This window comes from Acidovorax sp. PRC11 (assembly GCF_031844105.1).
Taxonomy (GTDB): Bacteria; Pseudomonadota; Gammaproteobacteria; order Burkholderiales; family Burkholderiaceae_C; genus Paracidovorax.
On sequence record NZ_JAUZUQ010000005.1, the window covers coordinates 189,880 to 203,173 of the forward strand.

Below are 13,294 nucleotides of genomic sequence, written 5' to 3' on the forward strand. Positions count from 1 at the left end.
TACGTGAGGATTCCGAGCACCGCCCGACGCCGCCCGTGGGCCGCGCAGTAGCAATTACTTCTCGACGACGGCGAAGAGGTCGTCTTCCTTCATCACCAGCAGCTCGTCGCCCTTGACCTTCACGGTCTGGCCCGAGTACTTGCCGAACAGGACGCGGTCGCCGACCTTGACGCTCAGCACGCTCAGTTCACCCTTGTCGTTCTTCTTGCCAGGGCCCACGGCCAGGACTTCGCCTTGATCGGGCTTTTCGGCAGCGTTGTCGGGGATCACGATGCCGGAGGCGGTCGTGGTTTCGCTTTCAATGCGCTTGACGATCACGCGATCGTGCAGGGGGCGAAGGTTCATGTGCATCTCTCCTGAGGTCAAAGAATGGGAGTCAACGAAGGCCCGCTGAAGCGGGTGCTTCCGAAGTCGACCGGCAAGTGCACGGGCGGAGCATCCGCAGCCGTGTTAGCACTCCCCGGTGTCGAGTGCTAATGATACGGGCATCCTTGATGTTTTCAAGAGGAGTCGCAGATGTAGGACGTAAGCGCAAACCAAACCCATACAATATTGACTCATCCTTTCGAGAGCGCGCCACCTTGGTTGAGCGGGCCAGGGAGCGTGGGCCGACGTTGCCATGCACAGCAACCCGGGCATCCACGTCCCAATTTTCCAATGGAGTGGAGCGCCAGATGGCATCTTTGCAAGTGACGACGGGCCTACTGGGTGTGGGGCTCGCGATCGTGATCCTGTACCTCATCCGCAGAGACCATCTTTACCTGATGCACGGGCTGTTCTGGGTGGCGGTGGCGATCGCCGCAGCCGCTCTGGGCGCGTGGCACGGCCTCATCGATCAACTGGCGCACTGGTCGGGAATCCAGTACCCCCCGGCCTTGCTGCTGCTGCTCGCCTGCATTGTGTTGTTCGTCAAGGCCCTGCACGCCGACATGGTCAACACCCGCATCGAGCGCGACGTCCGCAGGCTGAACCAGCGACTGGCCATGCTGGAGGCCGACGCGGATGCTACGCGCCACGCCCCTTCACTTCCGACATCGTCCTCATCCGAATCCCTTCCATGATTTTCTCTTTGACTCCGGTCATCCTGTGTGGTGGCTCTGGTACGCGTCTGTGGCCTTTGTCGCGTGAAAACTACCCGAAGCAATTCCTCGCGCTCAATGGCGACGGCATCTCGATGCTGCAGAACACCGCCAAGCGGCTGGATGGCCTGGGTCCGGACATTCCGCTGGTTGCGCCCATCGTCGTGTGCAATGAAGAACATCGGTTCCTGGCGGCGCAACAGTTGCAGGACGCTGGAATTGCGGGCGCCAAGATCCTCCTGGAACCCGTGGGCCGAAATACGGCACCGGCGCTGACGCTGGCAGCATTGGTGGCCGAGCCGCATTCCGTGCTGCTGGCGATGCCGGCCGATCATGTGATCGGCGACATCGATCGACTGCACAAGGCGCTGCAAATTGCCTGGACGCAGGCCAAGACCGGCGCGATGGTGACGTTCGGCATCCAGGTAGACCGGCCCGAGACGGGGTACGGGTACATCCAGAAGGGCGGCATGATCGAAGGCCACGATGCGTTTGCCATCCAGAGCTTCGCTGAAAAGCCAAACCTGGAAATTGCCCAGACCTACATGAAAAGCGGCGACTACCTGTGGAACAGCGGGCTGTTCATGGTGCGGGCCGACCAGTGGCTCAAAGCCATGGAGGTACTCCAGCCGAAGATGCTCGAAAGCTGCAAGGCTTCCATGACGAAGAGCATCCAGGACACGGACTTCATCCGATTGAACGCTGAAGTATTTGCCCGCTGTCCTGCCGATTCCATTGATTACGCAATCATGGAGCATCTGCCTTCGCGCTCGGAACTGGAGATCGCCGCCACCGTGGTGCCGCTGGACGCCAAATGGTCGGACCTGGGGGCATGGGATGCGCTCTGGGACGTGCTTCCGCAGGATGCGCAGAGCAACGTCCACTCGGGTCAGACGCTGGCCATCGACACCCAGAACAGCCTGCTTTTTTCGGAAACCTGCCTGGTCGCCACGGTCGGCGTGGACAACATCGTGGTCGTCCAGACAGCCGACGCGATTCTGGTGGCGGATAAAAGCCGAACGCAGGACGTGAAAAAGATCGTCGCCACGTTGAAATCGGAAAAGCGTGGTCTCGCGGCTTCGCATCGCAAGGTCCACCGCCCGTGGGGCTGGTATGACAGCATCGACAACGGCGAGCGATTCCAAGTCAAGCGGATCGTGGTGAACCCCGGCGCCCAACTCAGTCTGCAGATGCACCACCACAGGGCAGAGCACTGGATCGTCGTGCGCGGCACGGCAGAAGTCACCAACGGGGAGAAAACCTTCCTGCTGGCTGAAAACGAATCGACCTTCATCCCACTGGGGCATACCCATCGCCTGGCGAACCCGGGCAAAGTGCCCCTCGAGATCATCGAGGTCCAGTCGGGTAGCTATCTTGAAGAGGACGATATTGTCCGATTCGAAGATACCTATGGCAGGTCCGAGAAATAAAAAACAGTTTATAAGTTGAAGAGTAGAGAGAATTATGACTAGCGCAGTTGAAAATGGTACGGGGCAGGGTTTTTCTTTCGCAGGGAAGAAGGTGTGGATCACGGGGCACAGAGGAATGCTGGGGTCGGCTCTGGTTCGCAGCTTCGAATCCGAAGGTGCTGAACTGCTCCTGTGTTCGAGGCAGGAGCTCGACCTCTCCAGCCAGCGGGACGTCAACGACTGGGTGCAGGCCAACAAGCCCGACCTGGTGTTCCATGCCGGTGCCAAAGTAGGAGGGATTTATGCCAATTCGGTCGCGCCAGCCGATTTCCTGTATGCCAATCTCATGATTGAATGCAACGTCATTCATGCGGCATACCAGAACGGCGTCAAAAAGCTGGTATTTGTGGCGTCCAACTGCACCTATCCGACGGTCGCGCCCCAGCCGATCTCCGAAGAAAGCCTCATGACGGGAAAGCTGGATGCCAACATCCGTTCATATGCCGTCAGCAAGATCGCCGGCATCGAACTCTGCATGGCCTACCGCAAACAGTACGGCTGCGAATTCGTATCCGTCATCCCTCCGAACCTGTACGGTCCCGGCGACAACTACCATCCGGAGCACAGCCACGTGGTGGCCGGAATCATGCGACGGGCGCACGAAGCAAAGCTCAACGGTGCCAAGGAATTCATCGTCTGGGGAGACGGCACACCCCGTCGAGAGATCCTGCACGTGGACGACCTCGCGGCTGCGATGAAATATGTCATGTGCACGCCCACGAGCCACGATCTCTTCAACGTGGGATACGGCAAGGATTTCTCCATTTCGGAACTGGCCACCCATATCGCCGGAGTCGTGGGCTTCGAAGGCCGCATCCAGTACGACACGTCCAAGCCCAACGGCACCATGGGCAAGCTGCTCGACAGCAGCAGGATCCGACAGACGGGCTGGAGCCCCGTGATTGATGAAGTGACCGGTCTGAAGAGCGCTTACGCAGATTTTCTCAACCGCTCGAAACAGTCTGGCACCGCTGGACGATTCTGATTTTCCAAAGCGACATTGTCGATATTGCGATAAATACATTGAGTTGATGCTATGAGCGCTTTGGAGATATCAGAGGGGCAGTTCGGCGTTTTTGCCGTCGTCAAGCTATGGCCGAAAATCAAGACCGCCGAGGACGAGTGCATTGCTCGCCTGAAGGCATCGGCACAGCAGCTTGGTCTGGAATGTGTGGAGGTGCATGCGAACGGTGAGCGGCTGGATCGGCCGGGAGTCTTCGTTTCGCGCAACAACGTCGATTTCGTCATCCATCTGCATTACGACACTCCCAAGCTGTACGACGCATTCTCGTTCGTTGCCCTGTGGAACCCGCTGCAGTTCTACCACGAGTGGGGATACACCCGTACCTCGAGGAATCTCACGACGCACGACGACTTCCTGAGCTGCAGCTCCCAGTCGGCTGACGATCATGTGACGCGCATGATCCGAAACGATTCGAACCATCTGGCACCCCACTTCGCTCTCTACCACTCGATGCCGGACGCGGCGCATCCGCCTGGCCTGGGCGATTTCAAGTTGTTCTATGCAGGGATCAACTGGGAAGCCATCGGCAGAGGCAAATCACGGCACCAGGACGTTCTCAAACAACTCGACGATACCGGTCTCCTGCGGATCTACGGACCCGAGATCTTCCAGGAGGTCCGCGTCTGGGAGGGCTACAAAAGCTACGTTCGGGAAATTCCATTCGATGGAGTTTCGATGATCGGTGAAATTGCCTCGGCGGGCATCGCACTGGTGTTGTCTTCCCAGGCCCATAAAGACGCCGGATTGATGTCGAACCGCTTATTCGAAAGCATAGCGGCTGGAGCATTGATTATCTGTGACGAAAATCCGTTCGCGAAAAAGAATTTCGGCGATTCTCTGCTTTACATAGATGGAAGACTGCCTGCCGAAAAAATGGTGGCGCAGATCGTGAACCACCAAAAGTGGGCCGTAGCGAACCCCGAGCGCGCCTTGGCGATGGCCGCCAAAGCCCAAGAAATATTCCGCGAGAAATTTATTCTCAATGAAAATTTGCGGGCCATCTACAAGGGCCTTCCCGCGCGTAAAAAGGCAATCGCCGCGAAACAAGGCTCTGCTGCGGCAGACGGTTTTGGTGTGCGGGCCAATTTCTTGATGCCCGTCTATTCCGACGAGGTGCTGGAAAATCATTGCAAGAGCATCGACTCCCAGGATTACCATAATTTATCACCGGTTCTGGTAGTGGATCGTGGCCTGACGGTGGCGCAGCGTCGCAACGTCGCGCAGATCCTGGCCAAGTGCGCGAGGCATGTCGAGCTCCTCGAAATTGATTTCTACAATACGAGCGAGATCAAAAGCGCTTCAACTCCCAAGCCATTGGGGGAGGTCATTCAGGAGTTGCTCGCTCTTGCCGCTCGAGATGACGCGTTCATGCTCGTAGCCCCCAACGAATCCATTTTTTCCAATCATGTGAGCGTTTTGGCGCATGCACTCGCCCGAGATCCCGGCGCGAAATGCGTGGCAAGCGCAGCCGTGCTGCAACGCGGCGACGCTCCGATCCACGGTATTCACGAAGTGCTCGACTACGGGCATGTGGACAGGGAAGGGCCGATCGGTTTTGGCCGTTTCCTTTTCAGGAAATCCACTGTGCCGCAAGATATCGGCATCGCTATGCCCTATATGAATGCCCGCTCGCTGGCCTTGCTGGTGGGTAATGATGAATTCGTTCAGCAAATGCCTGCAACGATTTTCATTGATCTGAATGCTATTTATCCCGAGCCCGGCAGAACGGACGTCTTGGAAGGGAAGATCATAGAAGAGTACTGTCCGGATTCGCTGCGGATCAAGGCTGGCTTCGGGCCAAAACCGGTTCTGACGGCAGCATGCCACCACGTAAAGCATGAGCCCGCCGTCGCACGCGTATCCGTCGGGCAGTTTCTTCGCCTCTTGCGGGATCGCCGATGGGTTGGTCAGCAATTCAGGGAAATCCGTGTCCACGGGCTTGGTGCGCGTCTGAGAATATTCAGGAAGGCGTTCGGGCTATGAATCCCCATGCTCCGGCGCCCATTTCCATCATCTCCTTCGCTCGGAGTTTTAAAAGTCACTGGGAGCTCATCATTCTCCTGACCAAGCGGGAGATCATCGGGCGCTACAAAGGCTCGATGATGGGCGTCGTCTGGTCGGTCATCAATCCCGTTTTGCTGCTGCTGCTGTACACGTTTGTCTTTTCGAAGGTATTCAAATCCCGCTGGGGCGGGGGCGTGGAGGACGGCAACTTGAACTTTGCATTGGCACTCTTCACGGGAATGATCGTACATGGCCTGCTGTCCGAAGGCTTGGTGCGCGCCCCGACGCTCATCACGTCGAATATTCCTTATGTGAAGAAAGTGGTGTTTCCTCTGGAGATACTGCCCATGGTGGCCTTGGGGACCTCCATTTTTCACGCGGCCATCAGCCTGGTGGTGCTTGCGGGTGCCATTTTTTTGTTCAAGGGGGCCATTCCCTGGACCGCGATTTTTCTCCCCATGGTGCTCCTGCCGTTGCTCATACTGACGCTCGGCATGATGCTGGTGATCGCATCACTCGGAGTCTTCATTCGCGACATATCGCACCCGATCGGTTTCTTCGTCACCGTCCTGCTGTTCGGGTCGCCGGTTTTCTACCCTGTGTCGGCGCTTCCTGAATACATTCGGCCCTGGCTGATGCTGAACCCACTCACATTCATCATTGAGCAGGCGCGCGCGATCCTGCTGGTGGGGCAGACTGTCGACCTGGTGGGTTGGCTGATTTACTTTTCGATTTCGGTGACAGTCGCTTGGATCGGATACGCATGGTTTCAAAAAACCCGCCGGGGATTCGCCAATGTTCTCTGAAAATACCGCGATCCAGGTCGAAGGTCTGACCAAGCGCTTTGAAGTCTACGAGCGGCCTGTGGACCAGTTGAAGCAGTTCGTGCTCCCGCGCATTCAGCGTATGGCCGGACTGGGCGAGCGCCAGTACTTCAAGGAATTCTGGGCCTTGAAGGATATCTCCCTGGAGGTGGCAAAAGGTGAATCCTGCGGTCTCGTCGGCCTGAATGGCAGCGGCAAGAGTACCTTGTTGCAGATCATCACCGGCACCCTGGCGCCAACTTCCGGTACGGTGACGACGCGGGGAAAGGTGTCCGCACTGCTGGAACTGGGATCGGGATTCAACCCGGAGTTCACAGGTCGAGAAAACGTGTTCATGAGTGGCGCCCTCTTTGGGGCCAGCCAGCAACGTGTCGCCGAAGAAATGGAAAAGATTCAGGCGTTCGCCGACATAGGAGACCATTTCGATCAGCCGCTCGGAACCTATTCCAGCGGGATGCAGATGCGGGTGGCATTTGCGGTAGCGACTTCATTCGATCCTGAAATTCTCATCATCGACGAAGCATTGGCAGTGGGAGACGCCTACTTTCAACAGAAGTGCTTTCATCGGCTGAATGAGTTTCGGGAGCGCGGCGGTACGATGCTGTTCGTTTCGCACGATGCCAACACGGTGAAGTACTTGTGCGACAAGGTCCTGCTGATGAGCCATGGGCGCTCCATAGGTTATGGAGAACCGAGACAGATCATCGATCTTTATCAAGGGTTGATTGCGCAAAAAACGGACCTGGGAGATCGTGAAGTCGTCGTCACGCAGAACGAAAAAAATGCCACCTCCTGGACAAAAGCGACGACGATCACCACGAACAACGATGCTGAACTGCTGGACTTCAAGTTGCTCGATGAAAATTCCGAGCCGATAACCTGGCTGGAAAGCGAGAAAGCGTTGACGGTGCAGTACGTGGTGCGGACGAACAAATATTTCGACCGTCCAGCTTTTGGCCTCATCGTTCGAGACCGCCTGGGGCGTTCCATATTTGAGACCAGTACTTACGGCATGGGGATGCCGGAAAAGCCGGTTGCCACGAACGCTGCGGTCGTTGTTCGATTCGTGTTCAACTTCAATTTGAGGGCAGGAGAATACTCATTCTCCGTGGGTGTGGCCAATAGGGGGTTTGCGCGCAGCGAGTTCGAGGAGTACAGCCTGTTGATGCACGATGTGGAGCAGTTGAAGGTTGTCGAAAGCAAAGACTCCATTGCTTACGGTGGGGTTTTCAATATGAACCCGAGTGTGACGGTCGAGGACTGGGAAGAAGCCTGTGTTTGAACGATTAACTGCCTACGAAACCATGCTGGAGAAGGTTGTCATCCTTCTGCAGAATATGGAGGAGCGCCAGCAACATCTCGAAAAGTTGCTGAATCAGAAAACCATGACGCCGGCAGAATTGGTGCCGCTGAATCACCATTTCACACGTAATTTCCTGCCGAATGACAGCGCAGCTGTGCAGAAAAATCTGATGGCGACCTGGGTGCTCGAGCATTCGACGTGCATCGGGCACAAGCAGCTGATGGAGAGTGGCTTTCGGGTTTTTTCGCAGAACGACGAAGACGGTATCCTGTTGAGAATTTTCTCCCATATCGGACAGGGCAGCCGATTCGCGATCGAGATAGGCAGTAACTGCAATGGCTCCGATGTGGGAATCCCTGAAAACGTCTCCACCAACCTGATCATCAATCACGGATGGCACGGAGTGATTATGGAGCTGGATCCCGAGGAGTGCAGCCGGATGCGCTATTTCTTCGCCCGCGATCACTCGACCAGGCATTTTCACTGGAAAAGAGGCGATGAAAATACGTATTTTTCACCGATCATAGTAGAGGCTCGCGTCAGTCCGGAGAACATCGATGACCTGCTGACAGGTTCGAATTGCATTCACGAGCCCGACTTGATGGTCATTGACATCGACGGAAATGATTATGCCGTGATGCAAGGAATGACAGCGATCAAGCCCAGGGTGGTGGTAGTCGAGTTCGAGAAAAGATTCCGGGACAGGCACACCGTGATCCAGTCGAATCGAGAAGATTTCAGTCGCCACTGGGAACAATCCGGCACTGCCAGCCTGCCCGCCTGGGAAAAGCTCATGAAGCAGAAGGGCTACACACTGTGTGCCATCAATTCCAGCGGCTTCAACGCGTTCTTCGTCAGATCAGACGTGGCCGAGGGGAGGATCTCGCCGCTGACCGTTGCGGAAGCATTCGACACGCATCCCAATCTTGCTCATCTTGAAGAAAATTTTTGGCTTGTGCCAGATGACACGTGGCATACCGTTTGATAGTCTATATGCGTGATTTTTTAACCAGCGCTGTACTCTGTGTGTGGAAAGCCTCAAGTGAGAGGTGAGGGGAATAAAATGACGGGACTGAAATTGTCGGTTCTTTTTCGCGCTAATGATCGAGTCCGTTATTTTGTCCTACAGTTCGAAAGTTTCAAGCAAATATTTGAAAGGTATTATGAAAACAGCATTAATTACGGGAATTACTGGCCAGGACGGCGCTTATCTTGCGCTGCTTTTGCTGGAAAAAGGCTATAAGGTCGTTGGAACGTACCGGCGGACTAGTTCTGTCAACTTCTGGCGGATCGAGGAATTGGGGATAGAGAACCATCCCAATCTCCGCCTCATGGAGTATGACCTGACCGATCTGGGAAGCAGCATCGCCCTGCTGCGCAAGGTCGAACCCGTGGAGGTGTATAACCTGGCCGCGCAGAGTTTCGTGGGTGTGAGCTTCGATCAACCGTGCACCACGGCACAGATCACGGGGCTGGGCGCTCTGAACCTGCTGGAAGCCATCCGCCTGACCGATCCGAGCATCAAGTTCTACCAGGCAAGCACTTCCGAAATGTTCGGGAAGGTCCAGGCCGTTCCCCAGATCGAGGAGACGCCCTTCTACCCCCGGAGCCCCTACGGCGTGGCCAAGCTGTATGCCCACTGGATGACGGTGAATTATCGCGAGAGCTACGGTATTTTTGGTGCGAGCGGTATTCTGTTCAATCACGAGAGCCCTCTTCGCGGCAGAGAGTTCGTCACCCGGAAAATCACGGACAGCGTCGCGAAGATCAAGCTGGGCAAGATGGACGTCATCGAGCTGGGAAATCTGGACGCTCAACGCGACTGGGGTTTTGCCCAGGAATATGTGGACGGAATGTGGCGGATGCTCCAGGCGGACGAGCCCGATACCTTCGTTCTTGCCACCAACAGGACCGAGACGGTGCGGGACTTCTCGCTCATGGCTTTCAAGGCAGCCGGGATTACCGTGGAGTTCCAGGGCAAGGAAGAGAACGAGGTGGGTATCGATGTCGCCACGGGAAAGACGGTGCTGCGCATCAACTCGAAGTACTACCGCCCCGCTGAAGTCGATCTGCTGATCGGCAATGCCGCCAAGGCCAAGGAAAAGCTGAACTGGGAGCCCAAGACCACGTTGGAAGAACTGTGCCAGATGATGGTCGAGGCTGACCTTCGCCGCAACAGCACCGGCTTTTCTTTCTAAGCGCGCCGCCTGAGACGCCTGTCTTGGGGTCACACCACCCGTGCAACGCTTCTGCATTTTGCCGGGTGGTTCGCTTTTGTGTGCGTCGTGTTTGGACGCTGAACTGTGTATTTGAATATCTATGTCTCCGACTCCCCCGATGCTTGACGTGATATTGGGCGCCGATGCGCTCCGGGCGCCGTTGACAGGGATCGGCCGCTACGCTTACGAACTTGCGCTGCGCCTGGAGCGCCATGAAGACGTTTCCAGGGTGCGATATTTCTCTTTGGGTCGTTGGCTCGACAATCCCCTGGAAGGGCTGGGCGCCAAGTCGACCGAAGATGTCGCTGAGAGTGGCATCGCCATCGCGGAACGCAAAACACTGCGCACGCGGCTCGCCAAAAGCCCGTTCATGGTACGGATGTACGGCAAGGTGACTCCGACTTTGTTCGGCTGGCGCCTCCGGGGCAACCAGAACGCGATTTATCACTCGCCCAATTACATTGTGCCGCCGTTTCCCGGGCGTACCTTGAGCACGGTGCTCGATCTCTCGCACATTCTGTGCCCCCAGTTCCATCCGCCGGCCCGGGTGGATTACCTCAATATGACCCTGGGCCCGAGTCTGGCACGCACGGATCATGTGATCGCCATTTCGGAAACGGTGCGCCAGGAAATCGTTGAGCGGGGCCTCATGCCGGCGGGGCGGGTGACGGCCATCCATCTCGCCGCTGATGCCGCGTTCCGGCCCCATGATCGGCAGATGCTGGAGCCTGCCATGCAGGCACTTGGCCTGCAGGCAGGGCAATACGCCTTATTCGTGGGAACGGTCGAGCCCCGGAAGAATGTGGAGCGTCTGGTGCAGGCTTATGGGCTGTTGCCCATGGACTTGCGCCGCGAATGCCCCCTGGTGATTGCCGGCGGGCAGGGGTGGAATTCCGAATCCGTGCATGTACGCATGGCGCGCGCACAGGACGAGGGCTGGCTGCGGTACATGGCGTTCGTCGACCAGCGTTGGCTTCCGGCCCTGTATGCAGGTGCCCGGCTGATGGCCTATCCATCGCTGTACGAGGGCTTCGGCCTGCCGATCATCGAGGCCATGGCGAGCGGAACCCCTGTGCTGACCTCCACCACGTCCTGCATGCCGGAAGTGGCGGGTGGCGCGGCGAGGCTGGTCGACCCGCACGACGTGGAAGCGATTGCCCACGCCCTGTTGGAGTGTCTCGACGACGAAGCCTGGCGGGCCGGCGCCAGGGCCCAGGGATTGCAGCGTGCTGCCCGCTTGTCGTGGGACCGCTGTGCCGAAGAGACGATACAGGTGTACAAGCACCTCGCATGATCGCGTCCGGGGCGGCGTGACAGGCCAGGGCCAGTGGACCGCCCGCAGTGACCATCCGTCGATGCACGTCTTCAGTCGTGCGGTGCCGGGTGCTCTGCTGCAGAGTCAAGGTATGGCTGCCGTGAGCTGGAGAATCGTCTCCGGAGCGGATCGCTCCCCGGTGCGTGGAGGCCGGTCGAGAATGGGTAAGCTGGTCGTTCGGTGACCGCTAAAGCGGAGGGGTGCGTGGCGGTTTGCGCTTCGTCAGCGCAATGCTCAACAGCGAGGAAGTGGCAATGTAGCGCACCGCGTTGCCCCATGATCTGAAGATTTTCGACCGGTCCACCCGCGGCGAATGCAGGGTCAGCGGCTGTTCGGAGATTCGAAGGCCCTGCCGTCTGATCAATAGCAGGGTGCCGATGTCCTGGTGGTCCAGCATCGTGGCTTCGGTGGATGTGGCGACCTGGAGCGCATCGCGGTTGTAGAGGCGGAAACCCGATACGAAATCCCGCAGCTCGAAGCCTGTGAGCCAGCGCAGCCACCGCCATGCGATGCGCCGCATAAAGCTGTTGCGCTGCGCGAAGTAGGCCACCACCACGTCGGCTTGGCCACGGGCCGACAGCAGCGCCGGCAGCTCTTCCACTTCGTAGCGGCCTTCGGCATCGATGGTCACCACGGTCCCGAAGCCGTGGGCCTGGGCGTACCGCAGCCCGGTCTGCAGGCTTCCCCAGTTGGTCATCTCCAGGAGAGGGCGCAGCACTTTTGCTCCGCACTGCTCGGCGATGTGGCAGGTGGCGTCGGTGCTGCGGTTGTCCACGACGACCACCTCGGCCTTCGCCAGGGCCTGGGCCCGCCGGATGAGCCGGGCGATGTCCTGCTCGTTGTTGCGTGCGGAGATCACCACCAGCAAGTCGTCGCGGACTTCCGCCGGGCGCATGCCGGGCGTGAGGACGCGGTAGTGGCGGGTGATCGTTTTCGTGCAGGGGACGATGCTGAAGAGCCGGTGCAGCGAGCGGGCTCCCGACTGCCCCAGCCGGTGGCGCAGGTCCACATCGTGCTGCAAGCGGGCGATGGCGCTGCGCCATGCAGCAATGTCTTCGAAAGGGACATGCATCCCTGCCTGGGCCTGTGCCACGACCCAGGGCATGCCGGAGCCGGGCAGATCCGTGACCAGGCAGGCGCGGGCGTGCTGCATGGCTTCCAGCAGGACGATGCCAAAGGCTTCGGTCCGCTCACGCGAGGCCAGGCAGAAAAGATCGCACGCTTGCAGCAGCGCATGTTTTTCCGCCTCGTCCACCTCGCCGACCAGGCGCACCGCCGGCGGCCCGTTCCCGGGCCGGTGCCGTTCGATCAACGCCTGCAGCTCTTCCCGCAGCTCACCTTCGCCGGCTATGAGCAGTTCCACGCCTGGCAGCTCGCTCACGGCGCGGATCAGCGTCTCGAAGCCTTTGTAGTAGGTCAGTCGGCCGATGGACAGCAACTTGAACTGCGTGCCTTCTCGCCACTGGGATCCCGCCTGGACGCTGGCAGCGCTGGCAGCCGGCGTGTCCGGCGCGGCCGCGCGCAAGTTGATTCCCAGAGGAACCACCTCGCATTTGTCGCGCCATGGCTTCAGGGCGGCGCTGGCCTGCAGGTAGGGGGGCGAGGTGGCGAAGATCTGCTGGGACCGTTCCAGCAGTGCCTGCTCGAACGGGCGGTAGGCCATGTAGGCCAGGGCCACCGACCATTTGATGTTGGAAACCACGACATCCGAGTGCCAATGCACCACCCAGGGCACCTTCCGCGCACCGGGCAGTGTCAGTGCCCACAGCGCCGAGTTGTTCGGCATGTGGATGTGCAGCACGTCGGGCTGGATACGGTCGATGGCGCGGTTGAGGGCGGTTCTGAATCCCAGCGCGATGGGCGCATAGCTCAGATTGAACTGCACCGGCACCCGCACCACCCAGGGAGGATCGTCCGGCAGCGGATCGCCGTGGACCAGTGCATGCGCATCGATGCCTTGCCGCCGCTGTTCGTTGAGCAGGTCGTCCAGAAAGACTTCCATGCCCCCGCGGTAGGGAGGGTAGTACTTGCCGACATGCAGTATGCGCAAAGCCATG

Annotated in this window: 11 protein-coding genes; 9 read left to right on the forward strand and 2 right to left on the reverse strand. The window is 58.4% G+C overall.

What is annotated here, in order from left to right:
- Positions 1 to 54: 54 nt before the first annotated feature.
- Positions 55 to 345 carry a co-chaperone GroES gene (locus Q9R47_RS07855; protein ID WP_311232644.1) on the reverse strand — a complete coding sequence of 97 codons (291 nt, stop codon included), beginning with the start codon at positions 343 to 345 and terminating at the stop codon, positions 55 to 57.
- 329 nt (positions 346 to 674) lie between these two features.
- Here Q9R47_RS07855 and Q9R47_RS07860 point away from each other — a divergent pair, with 329 nt between their 5' ends.
- The 9 genes from Q9R47_RS07860 to Q9R47_RS07900 all read left to right on the forward strand — a co-directional run bounded on the left by Q9R47_RS07860 (position 675) and on the right by Q9R47_RS07900 (position 11,216).
- Positions 675 to 1,061 (forward strand): DUF2304 domain-containing protein, encoded by a 387-nt coding sequence (locus tag Q9R47_RS07860; RefSeq protein ID WP_311232645.1) that lies wholly within the window; start codon positions 675 to 677, stop codon positions 1,059 to 1,061.
- A complete protein-coding gene (locus Q9R47_RS07865; protein ID WP_311232646.1) occupies positions 1,058 to 2,509 on the forward strand; it encodes a mannose-1-phosphate guanylyltransferase/mannose-6-phosphate isomerase in 1,452 nt (483 codons plus the stop codon). Before Q9R47_RS07860 ends, Q9R47_RS07865 begins: the two co-directional genes overlap by 4 nt.
- Before the next feature lie 34 nt (positions 2,510 to 2,543).
- Positions 2,544 to 3,533 carry a GDP-L-fucose synthase gene (locus tag Q9R47_RS07870; protein ID WP_311232647.1) on the forward strand — a complete coding sequence of 330 codons (990 nt, stop codon included), beginning with the start codon at positions 2,544 to 2,546 and terminating at the stop codon, positions 3,531 to 3,533.
- Between the two features lie 51 nt (positions 3,534 to 3,584).
- A complete protein-coding gene (locus tag Q9R47_RS07875) occupies positions 3,585 to 5,555 on the forward strand; it encodes a glycosyltransferase family 1 protein (RefSeq protein WP_311232648.1) in 1,971 nt (656 codons plus the stop codon).
- Positions 5,552 to 6,382: an ABC transporter permease gene (locus Q9R47_RS07880; RefSeq protein WP_311232649.1), complete on the forward strand. Its 831-nt coding sequence runs from the start codon at positions 5,552 to 5,554 to the stop codon at positions 6,380 to 6,382. Before Q9R47_RS07875 ends, Q9R47_RS07880 begins: the two co-directional genes overlap by 4 nt.
- On the forward strand, positions 6,372 to 7,682 hold the full coding sequence (locus Q9R47_RS07885; RefSeq protein WP_311232650.1) for an ABC transporter ATP-binding protein: 1,311 nt from the start codon (positions 6,372 to 6,374) through the stop codon (positions 7,680 to 7,682). Before Q9R47_RS07880 ends, Q9R47_RS07885 begins: the two co-directional genes overlap by 11 nt.
- A gap of 22 nt (positions 7,683 to 7,704) precedes the next feature.
- Positions 7,705 to 8,688, forward strand: coding sequence for an FkbM family methyltransferase (locus tag Q9R47_RS07890; RefSeq protein ID WP_311232651.1), 984 nt, complete (start codon positions 7,705 to 7,707; stop codon positions 8,686 to 8,688).
- Positions 8,689 to 8,866: 178 nt separating this feature from the next.
- Entirely contained in the window at positions 8,867 to 9,901 is a 1,035-nt protein-coding gene (gmd, locus tag Q9R47_RS07895; protein WP_311232725.1) for a GDP-mannose 4,6-dehydratase, read from the forward strand.
- Positions 9,902 to 10,040: 139 nt separating this feature from the next.
- The gene (locus Q9R47_RS07900) at positions 10,041 to 11,216 is read left to right on the forward strand and encodes a glycosyltransferase family 1 protein (RefSeq protein ID WP_311232652.1); all 1,176 of its coding nucleotides are present in this window, start codon (positions 10,041 to 10,043) and stop codon (positions 11,214 to 11,216) included.
- Between the two features lie 208 nt (positions 11,217 to 11,424).
- Here Q9R47_RS07900 and Q9R47_RS07905 read toward each other — a convergent pair whose 3' ends face one another.
- Positions 11,425 to 13,293: a glycosyltransferase gene (locus Q9R47_RS07905; protein WP_311232653.1), complete on the reverse strand. Its 1,869-nt coding sequence runs from the start codon at positions 13,291 to 13,293 to the stop codon at positions 11,425 to 11,427.
- Position 13,294 lies beyond the last annotated feature (1 nt).